Source organism: Accumulibacter sp., assembly GCF_023806635.1.
Taxonomy (GTDB): Bacteria; Pseudomonadota; Gammaproteobacteria; order Burkholderiales; family Rhodocyclaceae; genus Accumulibacter.
In genome coordinates this window covers 30384-47085 of sequence record NZ_JAMTDQ010000081.1, presented here as the reverse complement: position 1 = coordinate 47085, position 16702 = coordinate 30384, and the positions used below count along the sequence as shown (strand labels likewise).

The 16702-nt window shown below is 67.6% G+C and carries 15 protein-coding genes and 1 tRNA gene; 6 read left to right on the top strand and 10 right to left on the bottom strand.

Annotated features, from left to right (window positions below):
• Positions 1-39 precede the first annotated feature (39 nt).
• Entirely contained in the window at positions 40-627 is a 588-nt protein-coding gene (locus NFW30_RS14140) for a Fe-Mn family superoxide dismutase (RefSeq protein ID WP_295356160.1), read from the top strand.
• A 219-nt stretch (positions 628-846) separates the two neighbouring features.
• On the opposite strand, the gene ssb is transcribed toward NFW30_RS14140, so the two are convergent.
• Together ssb and NFW30_RS14130 are read right to left on the bottom strand one after the other, a co-directional pair.
• Positions 847-1311, bottom strand: a complete 465-nt coding sequence (gene ssb / locus NFW30_RS14135; RefSeq protein ID WP_295356158.1) for a single-stranded DNA-binding protein — start codon at positions 1309-1311, stop codon at positions 847-849.
• Between the two features lie 49 nt (positions 1312-1360).
• Positions 1361-2566 (bottom strand): MFS transporter, encoded by a 1206-nt coding sequence (locus NFW30_RS14130; RefSeq protein ID WP_295372305.1) that lies wholly within the window; start codon positions 2564-2566, stop codon positions 1361-1363.
• Positions 2567-2638: 72 nt separating this feature from the next.
• Between NFW30_RS14130 and uvrA the strand changes: the two genes are divergently transcribed.
• The 4 genes from uvrA to NFW30_RS14110 all read left to right on the top strand — a co-directional run bounded on the left by uvrA (position 2639) and on the right by NFW30_RS14110 (position 6946).
• Positions 2639-5542 carry an excinuclease ABC subunit UvrA gene (gene uvrA / locus NFW30_RS14125; protein WP_295356155.1) on the top strand — a complete coding sequence of 968 codons (2904 nt, stop codon included), beginning with the start codon at positions 2639-2641 and terminating at the stop codon, positions 5540-5542.
• Positions 5543-5779: 237 nt separating this feature from the next.
• Positions 5780-6064, top strand: a complete 285-nt coding sequence (locus NFW30_RS14120) for an HU family DNA-binding protein (protein WP_295356153.1) — start codon at positions 5780-5782, stop codon at positions 6062-6064.
• 111 nt (positions 6065-6175) lie between these two features.
• The gene (locus NFW30_RS14115) at positions 6176-6790 is read left to right on the top strand and encodes a hypothetical protein (RefSeq protein WP_295356152.1); all 615 of its coding nucleotides are present in this window, start codon (positions 6176-6178) and stop codon (positions 6788-6790) included.
• 80 nt (positions 6791-6870) lie between these two features.
• Positions 6871-6946: transfer RNA gene (locus NFW30_RS14110), tRNA-Ala, on the top strand.
• Between the two features lie 115 nt (positions 6947-7061).
• On the opposite strand, the gene NFW30_RS14105 is transcribed toward NFW30_RS14110, so the two are convergent.
• The 8 genes from NFW30_RS14105 to NFW30_RS14070 all read right to left on the bottom strand — a co-directional run bounded on the left by NFW30_RS14105 (position 7062) and on the right by NFW30_RS14070 (position 15824).
• Positions 7062-7739 carry a DNA-3-methyladenine glycosylase I gene (locus NFW30_RS14105; protein ID WP_295356150.1) on the bottom strand — a complete coding sequence of 226 codons (678 nt, stop codon included), beginning with the start codon at positions 7737-7739 and terminating at the stop codon, positions 7062-7064.
• 7 nt (positions 7740-7746) lie between these two features.
• Complete coding sequence (locus NFW30_RS14100) at positions 7747-8217, bottom strand: hypothetical protein (protein WP_295356147.1); 471 nt, start codon at positions 8215-8217, stop codon at positions 7747-7749.
• Between the two features lie 12 nt (positions 8218-8229).
• Positions 8230-9413, bottom strand: a protein-coding gene (locus tag NFW30_RS14095; RefSeq protein ID WP_295356145.1) for an IS3 family transposase whose coding sequence is annotated in 2 segments (ribosomal slippage) — positions 8230-9146 and positions 9146-9413 — 1185 coding nt in all. Because the reading frame shifts where the segments join, the coding sequence is not laid out codon by codon here.
• A gap of 51 nt (positions 9414-9464) precedes the next feature.
• Positions 9465-9893: a cupin gene (locus tag NFW30_RS14090; protein WP_295356143.1), complete on the bottom strand. Its 429-nt coding sequence runs from the start codon at positions 9891-9893 to the stop codon at positions 9465-9467.
• Positions 9893-11071, bottom strand: coding sequence for a hypothetical protein (locus NFW30_RS14085; protein ID WP_295356141.1), 1179 nt, complete (start codon positions 11069-11071; stop codon positions 9893-9895). Before NFW30_RS14085 ends, NFW30_RS14090 begins: the two co-directional genes overlap by 1 nt.
• A complete protein-coding gene (locus NFW30_RS14080; protein WP_295356139.1) occupies positions 11064-13871 on the bottom strand; it encodes an AAA family ATPase in 2808 nt (935 codons plus the stop codon). The genes NFW30_RS14085 and NFW30_RS14080 overlap by 8 nt, the downstream gene beginning before the upstream one ends.
• Positions 13871-14512, bottom strand: coding sequence for a hypothetical protein (locus NFW30_RS14075; protein ID WP_295356121.1), 642 nt, complete (start codon positions 14510-14512; stop codon positions 13871-13873). Before NFW30_RS14075 ends, NFW30_RS14080 begins: the two co-directional genes overlap by 1 nt.
• 7 nt (positions 14513-14519) lie before the next feature.
• Positions 14520-15824, bottom strand: coding sequence for a hypothetical protein (locus tag NFW30_RS14070; protein ID WP_295356119.1), 1305 nt, complete (start codon positions 15822-15824; stop codon positions 14520-14522).
• Between the two features lie 352 nt (positions 15825-16176).
• Here NFW30_RS14070 and NFW30_RS14065 point away from each other — a divergent pair, with 352 nt between their 5' ends.
• Complete coding sequence (locus tag NFW30_RS14065) at positions 16177-16701, top strand: DUF2796 domain-containing protein (RefSeq protein ID WP_295356117.1); 525 nt, start codon at positions 16177-16179, stop codon at positions 16699-16701.
• The last annotated feature ends 1 nt before the right edge of the window (position 16702 follow it).

Sequence of the window (16702 nt, the reverse complement as noted above, 5' to 3'; positions counted from 1 at the left end):
TACACCTTTTGCTACAGACAATACTTTCGGAGAACACGGATGGAACACAAGCTGCCGCCACTGCCTTTCGCCATGGACGCACTGGCACCGCACATGTCGCAGGAAACCCTGGAGTATCACTACGGCAAGCACCACCAGGCCTATGTCACCAACCTCAACAACCTGATCAAGGGAACGGAGTACGAGGAACTGGGCCTCGAGGCGATCGTCCGCAAGGCCCCGGCGGGCGGCATCTACAACAACTCGGCGCAGGTCTGGAACCACACTTTTTTCTGGAACTGCCTGCGGGCCGACGGGGGCGGTGCTCCGGGCGGCGCGCTGGCAGCGGCGATCGACGCCCGCTGGGGATCCTTCGCGGAGTTCGTCAAGGCCTTCCAGACATCGGCAGTGGGCAACTTCGGGTCGGCATGGACCTGGCTGGTGCGCAAGCCGGACGGCACGGTCGATATCGTCAACACGGGTGCCGCCGGTACGCCGCTGACGACCGCCGACAAGGCGCTGCTGTGCATCGACGTCTGGGAGCATGCCTACTACATCGATTACCGCAACCTGCGACCGAAGTTCGTCGAGACGTTCCTCGGCAGCCTCGTCAACTGGAGCTTCGCCGAGCAGAACTTCGCCTCCTGAACGCAGCAGGGCGTCGTTCGGCGCCCCGCATCGGCGGCAGGAAATGGGATCCGCAATGCGGATCCCATTTCCTTTCCGGCAGTTGCACGCCCCGCCTGCCCCCTCATGGCGACGAGCCACAGGCCACCATCCCGCCTCGCGGCACGAATCGGTCACGGTTTTCGCGGGGCGGCCGGCGTGCAGCGCTGAAGCAGGCCGAGACGCTGCCCGGCCGGTCAATCAGAACGGGATGTCGTCATCCATGTCCTCGAAGCCGGGCGTCTTCTTGCTTGGGCTCGGCTTGGCGCCGCCGAAGGACGCAGTGCCTTCAACACTTCCAGCACTTGCGTAAGATGGTTCGCCCAACCCCTGCCGTGACCCCAGCATCTGCATCTGGTCAACGTGGATCTCGGTAGTGTTCCTCTCGTGCCCTTCCTTATCTTGCCACTTGCGTGTACGGAGTCGTCCTTCAATGTAAACCTGCGAACCCTTCTTTAGGTACTGGGCGGCGATCTCAGCTTGCCGGCCGAAAAAAACCAAACGGTGCCACTCGGTGGCCTCTCTCTTTTCTCCCGTCACCTTGTCTTTCCATGTGTCTGTTGTGGCCAGCGATACGCTCACAACCGCGCTACCATCCGGTGCATAGCGGGATTCGGGATCGCGCCCGAGATTACCGACGAGAATTACCTTATTTACCGAAGCCATATCGCCTCCCTGAACGGTATTGGAAAAATCGCAACGATGATGAGAACTCTCAGGCTGCCGCCGGCCGCTGGCGCACTGCCGGCATGACCATCGTCAGGCCGAGCATCAGCCACACCAGTGTCAGCAGCACACCACCCGCCCAGACGGCCCCGGGACCGGCGTACTTGGCGAGGACACCACCCAGCACGCCGCCCAGGAACAACCCGAGCGCCTGCGTCGTATTGTAAACCCCGAGCGCCGCTCCTTTGGCGTGTGGCGGCGCGATGCGCGAAATCAGCGACGGCTGCGTCGCTTCGAGGATGTTGAAGGAGACGAAGAACAGCATCAGCCAGAAAGCCAGTCCGTAAAGGCCGCCGGCAAACAGCCCGAAGCCCGCCTGCACGCAGAGCAACAGCACGATCGCGGCGTTGAAGATCAGCTTCAAGCGCGCGAAGCGTTCGGCGGCGATGATCGCCGGCACCATGATGACGAAGGAGACGAGCAGCGCCGGCAGGTAGACCTTCCAGTGCTCGGCGACAGGCAGACCGCCCGTCTTCACCAGTTCGGTGGGCAACAGGACCCACATCGCGGTCAGCATCAGGTGGAGCGCGAAGACGCCAAAATTGAGACGCAGCAGCTGCTGGTGCGACAGCACTTCGACGAAGCTCTGCCAGGCCGGCTGCCGCGGCATCATCGGCGCCGTCGGCACGACCCGCAGGACGACGAAGATCGCCAGCAGAGCCAGCCCGCCGGTCAGCGCGAAGATGCCCGGCATGCCGATCGCCGCATAGAGCAACGGCGCACCGACCATCGACACGGCAAACATCAGCCCGATCGACGAACCGATCATCGCCATCACCTTGGTCAGGTGCTGCTCGCGCGTCAGGTCGGCGGCAAGCGCCGTGACCGCCGCCGAGATCGCGCCCGCACCCTGCAGCACGCGGCCAACGATGACGAGATAGATGTCGTCGGCGAGGGCAGCGACGAAGCTGCCAATGCCGAACAGGAGCAAGCCGAAGACGATCACCGGCTTGCGGCCGAAATGGTCGGAAGCCGCGCCGTAGGCAATCTGCAGGCAGGCCTGCGTCAGGCCGTAGGCGCCGAGCGCCACCCCGACGAGCACAATGTCCCTGCCCGACGGCAGTTCGCTGGCGTAGAGCGCAAAGACCGGCAGGATCAGGAACAGGCCGAGCATGCGCAACGCGAAGACCGCCGCCAGGCTGATGCCGGCGAGCCTTTCTTCACTGCTCATGCGATCGTTGCTCAAGACGGACATGTGGTTTGCTGCCAAACTGCGAAATTGCGTATATTAGCAGGTTTGCCCCCGGCGCCCGAGGCCAGCTCCCCGATGGACGATACCAGCCACAACCACAGCCAGCTCCGAATTCGTGGTGCGCGCACGCACAACCTGAAGAACATCAGCCTCGACCTGCCGCGCAACCGCCTGATCGTCATCACCGGCCTGTCGGGATCCGGCAAATCGTCACTCGCCTTCGACACCCTCTACGCCGAGGGGCAGCGGCGCTACGTCGAGTCCTTGTCCGCCTATGCCAGGCAGTTCTTGCAGCGCATGGAAAAGCCCGACGTCGACCTCATCGAGGGACTTTCGCCGGCGATTTCGATCGAACAGAAGGCGACCAGCCACAATCCGCGCTCGACTGTCGGCACGGTCACCGAGATTCACGACTACCTGCGCCTGCTCTTCGCCCGCGCCGGCACGCCGTACTGCGCCGAGCACCAGTTGCCGCTCGACGCGCAGACAGTGTCGCAGATGGTCGACCACGTGCTGGCACTGCCGGAAGGCAGCCGGCTGATGATCCTTGCGCCGGTGGTCGCCAACCGCAAGGGCGAGCAAGCCGAGCTCTTTGCCGAATTGCGCGCGCAGGGCTTTGCCAAGCTGCGCGTGGACGGACAGATTCACGAGATCGACGCACTCCCCCGGCTCGCCCGGACGCACAAGCATTCGATCGATGTCGTGGTCGACCGGTTGAAGGTGCGCGAGGATATCCGCCAGCGCCTGGCCGAATCCTTCGAAACGGCGCTGCGCTGCGCCGATGGCCGCGCCATCGCCTGCGAGATGGACAACGGGCGCGAGCATTTCTTCTCGGCCCGGTTCGCCTGCCCGGTCTGCTCGTACTCGATCCAGGAACTCGAGCCACGGATCTTCTCCTTCAACAGCCCGATGGGCGCCTGCCCGAAGTGCGACGGGCTCGGCGTCATCCAGTTCTTCGATCCGCAGCGCATCGTCGCCCGTCCCGATCTGTCGCTCGCTGCCGGCGCCATCCGCGGCTGGGACAAGCGCAACCCCTTCTACCACCAGATGCTCAGCTCGCTCGCCGCACACTACGGCTTCCAGCTCGACACCCCGTTCCGGGATCTGCCGGACGACCTGCGGCAGATCATCCTCTACGGCTCCGGTCGCGAAGCGGTGCCCTTCGGCTACCTCAACGAGCGCGGGCGAACGACCATCCGCCAGCACCCGTTCGAAGGCATCATCGTCAATCTCGAAAGACGCTACAGGGAGACGGACTCGCTGGCCGTGCGCGAGGAACTGGCACGCCTGATCAGCCACCGCACCTGCCCCGCCTGCCAGGGCAGCCGACTGCGTGAGGAAGCGCGCAACGTGCGCATCGGCAGCCAGGACAGCGCGCGCACCCTGCACGAGATCAATCGCCTGCCCCTCGCCACGGCGCGAGACTACTTCGTTTCGTTGCAGCTTCCCGGCAACAGGGCGCAGGTGGCGGAAAAGGTGCTCAAGGAGATCGTCAGTCGCCTGCAGTTCCTGATCAACGTCGGCCTCGACTACCTGTCGCTCGAGCGTTCGGCGGAGACCCTTTCCGGTGGCGAGGCGCAGCGCATCCGCCTCGCTTCACAGATCGGCTCCGGTTTGACCGGCGTCATGTACGTCCTCGACGAGCCGTCGATCGGCCTGCATCAGCGCGACAACGAGCGCCTGTTACAGACGCTGCGACAACTGCGCGACATCGGCAATACGGTGATCGTCGTCGAGCATGACGAGGAAGCCATCCGCAGCGCCGATCACGTCGTTGACCTCGGCCCCGGCGCCGGCATCCATGGCGGCCATGTGGTTGCCGAGGGCTCGCCGGCAACGATCGCCGACAACCCGGACTCGCTCACCGGCGACTATCTTGCCGGACGCCGCGGTATCGGCCTGCACGCCGTTCGCCGACAGTCCGATCCGGGGCGCATGCTGCGCATCAGCGGCGCCCGCGGCAACAACCTGCGCAACCTCACGGCCGAAATCCCGGTCGGCCTGTTCACCTGCATCACCGGCGTCTCCGGCTCGGGCAAATCGACCCTGATCAACGACACGCTCTACCTGGCGGCAGCCAGGCAGATCTACGGCTCGACCGCGGAGCCCGCCGAGCATGACCTGATCGTCGGCCTTGACCACTTCGACAAGGTGATCAACGTCGACCAGAGCCCGATCGGTCGTACCCCACGTTCCAATCCGGCAACCTACACCGGTCTTCTGACACCGATCCGGGAACTGTTTGCCGGCGTCCCGGAGGCGCGCTCGCGCGGCTATGGACCCGGCCGGTTCTCGTTCAACGTCAAGGGCGGACGCTGCGAAGCCTGTCAGGGTGACGGCGTCATCAAGGTCGAGATGCATTTCCTGCCCGACGTTTACGTGACCTGCGACGTCTGCCGCGGCAAGCGCTACAACCGCGAGACGCTGGAGGTGCTGTACAAGGGCCGGAACATCCACGAAGTCCTGCAGATGACCGTCGAGATGGCACGGGAGTTCTTCGACCCGGTGCCGGTCGTCGCACGCAAGCTGCAAACCCTGGTCGATGTCGGTCTGAGCTACATCACCCTCGGCCAGTCGGCAACCACCCTGTCCGGAGGCGAGGCGCAGCGGGTCAAGCTGGCCCTCGAACTGTCGAAACGCGACACCGGCCGCACCCTCTACATTCTCGACGAGCCAACCACTGGCCTGCACTTCCACGACATCGAACTGCTCCTCGGCGTGCTGCACCGACTCGCCGACGACGGCAACACGGTGGTGGTGATCGAGCACAATCTCGACGTGATCAAGACAGCCGACTGGCTGATCGATCTCGGCCCCGAAGGCGGTGCCGGCGGCGGCACGATCATCGGCACGGGCACGCCGGAACAGCTTGCCGACGTTACCGCCAGCCACAGCGGACGGTTTCTGCGCGCCCTGCTGGTCCGGCACCATCGCGCCTCGGATGGCGGCCCGGCAACACCGGCCGCATGTGCCGGCTAGACCTGGACTGGCGCAGCGGCCCCTGGCCCGCTGATGGGGGGGCTGAGCCAGGCGACCGCCAGAACGCTGCCGGCAAGCAACAAGCGACCTTCCGGGGGCAAAAATTTTTGCTTGCACGAAGCTGATCCATGCAAGAATTGTTGCCTTTGAATTGCTGACAGGATCACCTGGCGTAGCCGTGGTGGACGACAGCATGCCTGCCTGAGAAGGACCTTTCAACCATCCGAGGAGCCCAATATGAACAAGTCCGAAATGATCGACGCCATCGCCGCCCGCAGCGAACTCTCCAAGGCTGCATCGGCGAAGGCCCTCGACGCCGTCCTCGAGACCATCATCGACGCCGTTGCCCGGGGGGACACGGTCACGCTGGTCGGTTTCGGTTCCTTCAAGGCCAGCGAGCGCGCTGCCCGTGAAGGAAAGAACCCGAAATCCGGCGCGAAGATCGTCATCCCGCAGACCACCGTCCCGAAATTCGCTGCCGGTGCCGGATTCAAGGCACGCGTCGCCAGTCGCGGCGAGTGAGGACTCTTGGAGCCTGAACCGCACGATCTGCGGCACCGCCCGGACCTTGCAGTGACAAAGCCCGCAGCCGTCATCCCCCATCGACCGATTCCCCAGTTTCCGGAGTATCGCATGCCCATCCGCACCATCGTCGCCACCGTTGCATTTCTGTTCTCCCCGTTCACCGTCGCGGCACAACAGCCAGCCGCCCAGCCAGCCGTCGCCCAGGGTCTGGTCGCCGTCGCTCCCGGCCAGTTTGCCGGCATCGTCGAGGCCAGAGTCACCCTCGCCGTCGAGGCGATCGACCAGGCCGGACGTACCATCGTCCTCAGGGACACCAAGGGTGAACAATCGAAGTTCGTCGTCGGAGACCAGGTCAAGAACTTCGCCCAGATCAAGGTCGGCGACCTGGTCGTGATCAGCTATTCCCAGGAACTGCTGATGACCCTCAGGAAGGGTGGTGGCCAGTTGCGTGAGCGCATCGACAGCGGACAACAGGGCACAGCCGCGCCGGGCCAGATGCCGGGCGCCTTTGAATCGAAGGAAGTGGCGTTCATCGCCGACGTACAACAGGTCGACCGCAAGAAGGGCACCGTCACGCTGCGCGGAGCGCTGCGGACCGTCACTCTGAAGATCAAGGATCCAAAGCAGCTCAAGATGATCAGCAAGGGCGACCAGGTCGAGGGCGTGTTCTCCGAGGCGATGGCCGTCTCGGTCGTGCCGGCAGGAGCGAAGGCGCGGAAGTGACGGCCGCGACGCGCGCGGCGGCTCGGACCGTCGGCAGCGTTGACGCTGCCTGGCGCGACGCATAGAATGCGTGCGGTTTCGGGGGCATAGCTCAGCTGGGAGAGCGTCTGGTTCGCAATCAGAAGGTCGGCGGTTCGATCCCGCCTGTCTCCACCAAGTAACGCAGGAACTCGGGTCTGGTCAAACGATCCGGGTTTTGCTTACTGGTCCTCGCGTGCGGCCTCTGTGCAGTCACATCTGGCGCAGTCGAGGCCGGTGCGGAGCAGGCGGCTTAGCTTTCCTCGCTCAGGGCCCCGCGCACGGCGGCTGCCCCGCCGCACGCGACGCGCAGCGCCTGGCCGACACGACAATCGTGCTGGTGATCATTCACCAGACCCATCGCCTGCATGAAGGCGTACACAGTGGTCGGTCCAACGAAGGTCCAGCCCTTCTGCCGCAGATCTCTGGCAAGCGCCACCGACTCGGGGCACTGACTGAGCGTCTGCAGGTGTTCCGGGGTCGGCACCTGCGGCCTGCCGGCGACGTCGACCTCGAAGCGCCAGAAGTACGCCGAGAGGCTGCCAAACTGCTCCTGCAGCGCCAGCGCCCGCCTGGCATTGTTGATCGCCGCCAGAATCTTGCCGCGATGGCGAACGATCGTATTGTCGAGCAGCAGTCGCTGCACCTCGGGCTCGCCGAAAGCCGCCACAGGCCGCGGGTCGAAGCCGGCAAAGGCCCGGCGAAAGGAGTCGCGCTTCCTGAGTATGGTCAACCAGCTCAGGCCGGACTGGAAGCCATCGAGGCAGATCTTCTCGAACAACCGGCAGTCGTCGGTCACCGGCCGACCCCATTCGTGGTCGTGGTAGTCGATCAGAAGCGTCGATTGCTGGCACCAGAAGCATCGTACCGGTTGCTCTCCCGAGGCTCCTGCCGCGGTCGCCGACGGCCGATCCGGTGTCACCGCCGACATGGCCCGCTCAGGCAATCCGTCCGAGCAGCGCGGCCAGCGCCGCGGCATCGGTGAGTGGCAGATCGCAGCGGCCTTGCTGGCAGACGTACGCGGTCGGCAGACCCGCCTGAGCGCGCTTGCCGCGAACGAAAGGAACACTGCTGGCGAGCGAATCGATCACCGACTCGGCGCCACCGGCAAGCACGTGCGCCGGCGGGAAGCTCCGGCGCACGACATCGAGCAAGGGCGCCGCAGCGGCGGCGGCACCATCAGGCCAGACGACCACGACCTCGAGCACCGTGCCAGCGTGGAACTCGACGGCGAGCAGCGCCTCGCTCATGCTGAACGGCTGCGCCGCGAGCACAGCCGAGTGGGCAGACAGAGCCCGGTCAGTGATCGTCGGTATCCCCAGGGGGCGCAGCTTGCCGTTCGGCTTCGGTATCCAGACCCGCTTGATCGCTTCCGGCCGGTAGTCCTTCTTCTTCAGCCGCTCCGCCACACAGTTTAGTGGTCAAGTATTTTCGGACACCGGGATAGGTTGTTTTTCTGCCATGTGCCGTTCATAGGCATTCGGCGGCAGGTAACCGAGTTTTGAGTGCAAGCGGACGCTGTTGTAGAAGCCGACGATGTAGTCGGTCACATCGCGAGTAGCCTCTGCGTGGTTGGCATACTGGTTCGGCCAGACGCGCTCCATCTTGAGATTCAGGAAGAAGCGCTCCATGACGGCGTTGTCCCAGCAGTTGGCCTTGCGGCTCATGCTGGCGCGCAAACGATGCCGTGCAAGCAAGGTGCGGTGGGCGTCGCTGGCGTACTGGCTGCCGCGATCCGAATGCACCACCAAGCCCGCCGGCGGTTGCCGCTGGGTAATGGCCATCTGCAAAGCCGTACAGACCAGTTCGGCTGGCATGCTCGGCGCCATCGCCCAGCCGACGATCTTGCGCGAGAACAAGTCCATCACGGCGGCCAGGTACAACCAGCCGCTCGCCGTGCGGATGTAGGTGATGTCCGAGACCCAGGCGCAATTCGCGGTGGCCGGTTCGAACTGCCGGTTGAGCAGGTTGTCGGCGATCGGCAGGGCATGCTGGCTATCGGTGGTGTGGACGAACTTGCGCTTCCAGACCGGCCGTAGGCCATTGATTCGCATCAGCGATCGGACACGGTAGCGGCCGATGGGCCGCCCTTGTTGAAGCAGGGCCTGCTGCAAGCGCCGGCTGCCATAGCTTCGCCCGGAGGCCGCGAAAGCGGCTTGTAGATGAACCGTTGCCGCGCAAACCATGGGCGGCTTTCTTGCCCGCGCTGCGGCAGCGTAATACCCCGAGCGACTGACGCCGAGGACGCGGCACAGCGGCGCTACGCCGGTGGCGGCCTTCTCTGCCAACTGATCGATGCACCGGTGGATCATCGCAGTTCTCGGGCAAAGAAGGCCGACGCTTTTTTCAACAGGTCGTTGTCCTGGCGCAGCTGCCGAACCTCTCCTTCCAATTGGCGTATGCGCTGCTGCTCGGCCGTCAGCGGCTTGCCGATGCCGCTCTGGCCAGACTGCTCTGCAGCAAACTGCGCCAGCCAACGACGGACCGCCGTCTCGCCGAGGTTCATGTCTCGGCATACCTGCGCCACACTCAGCCCTTGGTCTTTGATCAGTTGAACGACCTGCAGCTTGAAGCTCGGGTCAAAAGTCTTGCGTTGCTGACTCATCAATTGCTCCTCCAAAGGTGCATCATCCACCTATCGGGGTGTCCAGCGAAATTAGACCACTTCACCGCTTGGACGGAGGCATTCGGTGCTGGCTTCACACCGCTGTCGTCCGGCCTCGGCCGGATGCCTGCCTTCGTCGCCGTAGAACACCGCCAGCCAGATCGTCAGGCGATCGGGCGCCGTCCACTCGACGCGGTGGCGACGGTGTGCGGCGATGTCCAGCCAGTCACCGGCCTGCAGGCGGCGCGCCTCGTCTTCGTCGGCGAAGCGCAGCAGCGCCTCGCCCTGCAGCAGCAGCACCCATTCCGCCTCTGGCTGGTCGTACCAGAAACCGGGCGGACTCGCCTGGCCGCTCGAGACGATGCGCTCGATTAGCAGACCGCTTCGCTGAACGAGCTGCACGAACTGCTCGCCAGCCTCGCCGATCGGCGGCAGACCGGCGAAGAGCTTGCCCGCCGTCGCGTCCGGCGGCGACGCCATCACAGATAGCCCTCCTGCTCGCCCTTCTCGCCCAGCTCGTCGAGCGCCGCGGCGAGCCCGGCGAACGTCGCCGGCAGTCCGGCGGCGCGCAGCCGTGCGAGCTGCCGGCGATCGGCCTCGGTCAGCGGCTTGCGTTGCGGCAGGCCGTGCAGGCGCGCGGCAGCCATTTCCGGCGCCTGCCAGGCGAGACCGGCGGCTTCCCAGATATGTCCGGCCTCGAGCGCGATGGCGATGCCGGCCGGGTCGGGGTCGCAGGCGATGTCGGCCGCTGCCGGTGCGCAGGCAAGCAGGCGCGCCATCGCCGTCCGCCACCAGCCCGGCGGAAAGCCGGGCAGCCAGACGACGCCGTCGCCGAACGGACGCTGCCGGGCGAGGCGCTCGAAACTGCTGCGGTTCTCGACCAGCCGCCAGCAGCGCAGACAGGCATCGGCACCGACGATGGCGGCAACCGTCGCCGGGGTGAGGCCGATCCAGTCGGCCGCGGCATCGAGCGCGATGCTGGCGATGCGGCGTCCCGGCAACTGTACATGCAGCAGCACGGGTGCGGCGATCAGGAGCTGCGGCGTATGGCCGCTGATGCCGAAGCCGGCGAGGTCGCAGTGCTCGGCCAGCCAGTTCCACTCGGCCTCGCTGATGCTCTTCGTATCGCCGCGGGCGAACCAGGCGAAATCGCGGCGCGTGCCGCTGCGTTCTTCGCCCTGCCAGGAATCGAGGCGTTCGAGGAGCGCCAGGCGGCGCAGCGCCCGCGCCGGCGGCAGCGCGGCCAGTGCTTCGGCCGCGGCGAGCAGTTCGGGATGCACGAAGTGCGTGCGTTCGGCGCTCTCCCAGGCCTGCCGCGCGGCCTGCGGATCGGGCAGACCAAGCGCCGTCCGCAACGCCCCGGGATCGACGATTTCGACCTGGCGCGGCCACCAGCCCTGCCCGCGCAGTTCTTCGTCGAGCACCGCCCAGCCGCCCTGCACGAGCCATTCGAGAAGCGCCTGCGCCAGCGGATAGGCCTTGCCGGCATCGCCCGCCAGGGTCTCCCAGTAGCTCCTGCCGCCACGGCGCAGCCAGCGCGCGAGCAGTGCGCGGCGCTCGGCCGGCAGGGTGTCGGCGGCCCCGCGCGGCCCGTCGAAGCGGCGCCGGCGCCGCCGCCACGGCGGGCCGGCGCCAAGCCACTCGATTTGTTCAGGCATCGCCGGCAATCGCCGTGGCGGCAGCGGGTGCCCGTACCAGGACGCCGACGCGGCTCGCCCAGCGCTCGTCGGGACGCTTCTTGGCGGTCACCAGGGTGATCGACGCCGGATCGTAAACCCCGATGTTGTGGGTCACCGGCGTGGTCAGCAGGTACTGCGCGCGGGTCGCCCTGAGGAATGCACTGACGCGCTCGATGTTCATGATGTCGAGGTGGGCAAAGGGCTCGTCGATGAAGACGAAGCCGCCCGGATGCGCTTCCTCCATCATCAGCCCGACGAGCAGGATCAGCGACTTGACGACCTGCTGGCCGCCGGAGGCATCCGAGTCGTTCATTCCCATCAGGCCCTTGGCATCGAATTCGAAGCGGACGACCAGCGCCGCCTGCGCCAGAGCGCCCTCTTCGGCCGCCAGCGGCGGCAGTTCGACTTCGACGCGAACGCCGGCCATCTCGCCGAGCAGGCGCAGGTTCCTGGCGTAGCGGCTGGCGGTGTGGCGCAACACCTTGACGTACTCGCTGCGCGCGGCGTCGGTCTGCGCGCGCGCCATGTCGTTGTCGCGGCGGCGGTCGCCAACCTCGCGCTGCTGGCGTTGCAGGCTGTCGCGCAGATTGTCGCGCAGGGCGACGACGGTACCGTCGGTCTCCCAGGATTCCTGCGCGAAGCGGCGCTCGATCTCGGCAATCCGGCGATCGATCGCGCGCGCGTCGCCCCATTGCTCGGCCAGCGCCTGGTTGCCGGCCGCCTCCTGCCAAGCCGACGGCAGCTCGCGGCGCTGCCGGCGCAGCCGACGCAAGCGCTCTGCCTGCTCGCGCCGCCCGGCGAGGTTCTCGAGCCCGGGCAACGCGCTGCGCAGGCCGGCGATCTGGCTGGCCAGCGCCGTCTCGGCAAGCTGCGCGCTGCGCAGCCCCTCTTCGCAGCGCTGGCGTTCCTGGCGCGTGCCGAGGGCGGCGCGGGCGGCGTCCTGATGCGCCTCGTCGGCGCGCTGCAGGTGGTCCTCCGCCGCGGCGAACTCGCCGGCCCGCGCCGCCAGGTCGCGGCGCGCGTCGCTGCCCAGGACGCGCTGGCGCAGCGCGGCGAGGCGGGCGTCGACGACGCGCAGGCGTGCACGCAAAGGATTCGCCTCGTTCGTCAGTTGCTCCGCGCGCTCGCGCAGTGCGGCCAGCCTGGCCTCGCCGAAGCGCGGCAGGTCGGGTGCGGCATGGCGGCCGCCACGCCGCTCGCGCAGGTAGCCCTGGCGGGTCACCCAGTCCTGGCCGCGTGGCAGGCGGGCGCCGGCGGCGGCGTCCGCGACGCGTTGCGTGCGCTGCAGGAGGCCGATCAGCCACTCGGGAACCGGACCGCGCAAACGCAGCACCTCGAGCAGCGAGCCGGCGCCGGCCGGCGGAACCGCGACGCTCTCGGGCACGAGGTAGTGCCGGTAACGCAGCCGCTCGCCGAGGACGAAGGCCTCCTCCGCCTGGCGTGCGTCGTTCAGGAGGACGATGTCGGCAAACGGGGCGAGGACCGCCTCGACGGCACTCGCCCAGCCTTCGTCGGCGATTTCCAGCCGCTCGGCGAGCAGCGTGTGGCCGATGCCGGCGCCATCGAGCGCCGCACGAAACCGGCAGACATCCTGCGGATCGGCGCGCCGGCCGGCGGCGAGTTCGTGCAGCAGTTCGCCGACCCGCTTCAGTTCCGCGTCAGCGGCGGCCAGTTGCAGGCGCAGGGCATCGCGTTCGGCTTCGGCCGCTTCCAGGGCCTCCTGGTCGGCCAGCGGATCGCCACCCTCGACGCGGGCCGCAGCGAGCAGGCGCTGGCGCTCCTCGAGCCGGGTCAGCCAGCGGGTGCGCTCGGCATTCGCCTGGTTGAGCACCGCGTTCGCCGCCTGCTCGGCGGTCTCGGCGGCGCCCCGCGCGTCGGCCGCTTGCTGTACGGCGCGCCGTCGCGACGGCTGCCCGTCGCTGCACGCCTGCAGCTCGGCGCGCAGCCGCCGCCAGTCGCGGCGCGTTGCCGCCAGCTGGCGGCGCGCACCGCGGATCGATTCGTTGAGGGCATGGAATTCGAGCCGGGGCCGCGTCTCGGCGACCAGTTCCTGCCGCTCGCTCGCCAGCGCCTGCCACTCGAGGTGACGGTTCACCTTCTGCTCGAAGCGTTCGAGCTCGTTGGCGAGCCGCGACTCCTCGCCCTGCATCGCCTTCAGCTCGGCAGTCACCAGTTCCTGGTGCGCGCGTGCCTCGGCATAGCGGTCGAGCGTCTCCTTGTCACCAAAGACCTGGAAGACCAGATCGAGCAGTTCCCTGCCCGACAGTTCGCACAGCTTGTCGGTCTGCCCCTGCTCGAGCGACAGCACGCGCGCCAGCGCCGGCGTCAGCCCCGCCTGGTGCAGCAGCTGCCGCCAGTCGCGGACGCCGTACTCGGTCCCCTCGGCCTCGATGCGTTCGATCGCCACGTCTCCCGGCGCGAGGAAGTAGACCCGCGTCCAGTCGCCGCCCTTGCGCTCGATGCGGCAGGCCAGCGTCACCTGTTCCTCCTGGTGCGGTGGCCAGAACGGACGCCGCTGGTTGGGCAGCCGGCGGTTGTCGACGACCGCGCGCAGCCACGCGAAGTCCTCGCCATTGCGCCGCACGTAGCGCTTGTAGTCGCGCTTGCGGCTGCCGTGCCCCGAGCACTCGAGCGCCAGCAGCGTGCGCAGGGCGTCGAGCAGCGTCGTCTTGCCCGAGCCGTTGGCGCCGACGATGGTGACGATGGGCGCCGCGAGCGGGACTTCGAGCCGCTGCCAGTAGTCCCAGTGGACGAGTTCGAGCGTCTCGAAGCGGAACATCAGCCTGCCCCCGCGCTGCGCTGGCGCAGCAGGTCGCCGAGCGCGCCCTGCAGGATGCGCGGCGCCAGTTCCGCATAGTCGAGCGCCAGGTCGAGCAGCGGGCCCTCATGGATCATCCCCAGCCGGCGCTCGATGAAGCCGAGCCGGCCGAGCGTCGGCAGCATGAACTGGCGGACGCGCGCCTTGCCGCCGAGAAGCTTGCCGTAGTCGTCGAGCAGCGCGCTCTCGGCGACGACGCCGGAGACCGCCGCAGGGTCGCGATCGACCGGCCGCGAGCTCCCGAAGAGCTCGCTCTGGCCCTGGCTCTCGAGACTGTCGCGGCTGATCTGGCGTTCCCGCTTCGGCAGAATGATCAGCGCCCAGAGCAGGACCAGAAGCGCCACGACATCCCGCGACAGGCCGACGTTGCTCGCCTGCCAGTCCTTCTCGGTCTCGAAGACGGCGCTCTCGGCAGTGCGGTCGACGCCGATCGCGACGTTCGCCGCATAGGGATGGTCGAGGAGGCGCAGTCCGCAGGCGGCCAGCCGCGCCTCGACCTCGCCGCGCAGCCCGGCATCGACGAGCAGGCGGGAAACGCCCGGATCGCTGCGCGGCAGGCTGCGACGGGCAAGCAGGCGGGCAATCAGCGGTGCAGCGTCCATCGGCGGATCATCCAGGCAGGTTTCCGGGCCGCGCCGGCAGCGGCGCGACGACTCCGGGCGTGAGCGCCGCCACTTCCGCGCGATCGACGGCCGTCAGCGCCCCCGCCGCGGCCTCGGCCGACCACAGCAGTCGCACCGGCAGCGCAGCCAGCGGCGCCAGTTCGGACGACGCCTTGTCCTCACCGAGGAGAGGCAGCAGCGAGAGGCGGTACGACGCCGCGCGGAAGCCGCCGCCGACGACCACATCGGCGACCGGCATCGGGCCGTCGACATGCTGCAGAACCTGCAGCAGCGCTGCCAGCTCGGGCGGCGGCTCGACCGGCAGCTCGAGCGTCGTCGCCACCGCTGCCGGCGGCGGCAGGCTCGAACGGCGGCGGTCCGGGTGCTGGCGGTCGATCAGCTCGGCCTCGGCGATGTCGAGCATGACGTCCTGCAGCGCAAAGACGGGCTCCACGACGATGCTCAGGGCGCCGTCGGCCAGCGCCGCAATCCGCTCGACGTCGAGCCCCTTCAGCCAGGCGGCGACTTCCGACGACGACAGGCCCCCCTGCGAGAGATGAACGCGCTGGCGCGCGATCGCCGCCAGCTCGCGCTGGAAGACCGAAGTCATGCGCATGATGCGCGACTGGCGCGCGCCGATCTCCTGTGCCAGCCGCCAGGTGGCATCGTCAAAGCCTTCCTCCGAGAGGCTGGCGAGGATGGCGGTGCCCTTCTCCATCCACTGCCAGACCGATTGCAGTCGCGTCTGCGCGGCGACCAGGCGGAACTCGGAACCGGAAGCGACGGCGGCTGCGAACTGCGCTTCCAGCTCGGCAAGGCGCGCGAGCAGGTGGCGCAGCGTATCCGTCGACAGACGACCGACGGCACCGCCGGCAGCGACCTGCGACGCGAGGAAGCCGAGTTCGGCGTCCTCCTCGGCGGCGAACTGCAGCATCAGGTCGATCGCCGCCAGCGCCATGCGACCGGTGGGCGCCAGATGATACAACCGCTGCTCGCCGTCCCAGATCAGCAGTTCGTGCTCGCGCAACCGTTTGAGCACCGTGTCGAGCTTGACCGGATCGAGCCAGACGAACTGTTCCTCGAGTTCGCGTGGCGACCAGAAGGGTGACTCGGCGCGCGTACCGATGCCCTTGAGCACTGCCAGGCGGATCAGCACCTCGTCGTCGCCGCCGCGAAACAGCGCGACGAAAGCAGCCAGCAAGGGCCGTGCCGAAAGCAGCGGGAAGAGCGACGGGACATCCTCGGCGACGACGCCTGCGGCGAGGAAATCGCCGAGTGGCACGCCCGGCGAGCGGGCCGGCTGCTGGCTCATTGCACTGCGCGGGCAGCCACGCCCAAGACGGCAAGCGCCTGGCGAAGCGGCGATCGCCAGTGGCTGCCGGCCGGGGCGCGTGGCGGCTGCCGGCACAGGTCGACCGAGCGGCGGCGGCAACGGCAAGGAAGGTTCAGCAGCATGTCTTTCATCTCTCGTCGAGCGACGTTGCACACCGTCGGACGGCTGGCCGAGCGACGGGGCGCCGCCGATTATCGCCGAATTCGCCAGCGCGCTGCTGCCTCCCGGCCACCTCGCCGCGGTGGAGAAAGCCAGCGGCACCCCCAGACGCAATCCTGTTGCATTTACAGGGTCCTTGTGCTTCAATCAGGGCGTCAAATGGAGACCGCCAATGAAAAGATCACCCTTGTCCTGCCTGCTTGTGATGGCCTGCCTGCTCCCTGTGGCGGCACTCGCCGGACCTCCCGGAGCACACGTCCACGGGTCGGCACGCCTGCAGGTCGCCGTCGACGGCAACACGCTCAGCCTGCAGCTGGAGACGCCGCTCGCCAATCTCGTCGGATTCGAGCACGCGCCGCGAACGGCGCAGCAGAAGCAGGCGCTGCAGACCATGGCCGATCGCCTGCGCCAGGCCGGCGAGATCTTCACCCCGACGCCGGCGGCCCGCTGCACGGTGGTCTCGGTCGAGCTCGAGTCGCCGCTGCTGCAGCCGTCACCGCCGGTGGGCGGCGGCGACCATGCCGATCTCGACGGCAGTTTCGTCTTCCGCTGCGCGGATGCGGCAGCCCTGCGCGACCTGGAGGTCGGCCTCTTTGCCAGCTTCCCGAAGCTGCGTCGCCTCGACGTGCAGGTCGCCGGGCCACGCGGCCAGTCGGCCGCCCGGCTGTCGCCGCAACAGCGGCGGGTCTCCTGGTAGT

Bases quoted from the DNA above. Each gene is read 5' to 3' on its own strand.
- ssb (WP_295356158.1), bottom strand. From the start codon at position 1,311: ATGGCTTCGGTAAATAAGGTAATTCTCGTCGGTAATCTCGGGCGCGAT.
- NFW30_RS14070 (WP_295356119.1), bottom strand. From the start codon at position 15,824: ATGAGCCAGCAGCCGGCCCGCTCGCCGGGCGTGCCACTCGGCGATTTC.
- NFW30_RS14065 (WP_295356117.1), top strand. From the start codon at position 16,177: ATGAAAAGATCACCCTTGTCCTGCCTGCTTGTGATGGCCTGCCTGCTC.
- NFW30_RS14080 (WP_295356139.1), bottom strand. From the start codon at position 13,871: ATGTTCCGCTTCGAGACGCTCGAACTCGTCCACTGGGACTACTGGCAG.
- NFW30_RS14090 (WP_295356143.1), bottom strand. From the start codon at position 9,893: ATGGCGTCGCCGCCGGACGCGACGGCGGGCAAGCTCTTCGCCGGTCTG.
- NFW30_RS14075 (WP_295356121.1), bottom strand. From the start codon at position 14,512: ATGGACGCTGCACCGCTGATTGCCCGCCTGCTTGCCCGTCGCAGCCTG.
- NFW30_RS14130 (WP_295372305.1), bottom strand. From the start codon at position 2,566: ATGTCCGTCTTGAGCAACGATCGCATGAGCAGTGAAGAAAGGCTCGCC.
- NFW30_RS14120 (WP_295356153.1), top strand. From the start codon at position 5,780: ATGAACAAGTCCGAAATGATCGACGCCATCGCCGCCCGCAGCGAACTC.
- NFW30_RS14115 (WP_295356152.1), top strand. From the start codon at position 6,176: ATGCCCATCCGCACCATCGTCGCCACCGTTGCATTTCTGTTCTCCCCG.
- NFW30_RS14105 (WP_295356150.1), bottom strand. From the start codon at position 7,739: ATGTCGGCGGTGACACCGGATCGGCCGTCGGCGACCGCGGCAGGAGCC.
- NFW30_RS14085 (WP_295356141.1), bottom strand. From the start codon at position 11,071: ATGCCTGAACAAATCGAGTGGCTTGGCGCCGGCCCGCCGTGGCGGCGG.
- NFW30_RS14140 (WP_295356160.1), top strand. From the start codon at position 40: ATGGAACACAAGCTGCCGCCACTGCCTTTCGCCATGGACGCACTGGCA.
- uvrA (WP_295356155.1), top strand. From the start codon at position 2,639: ATGGACGATACCAGCCACAACCACAGCCAGCTCCGAATTCGTGGTGCG.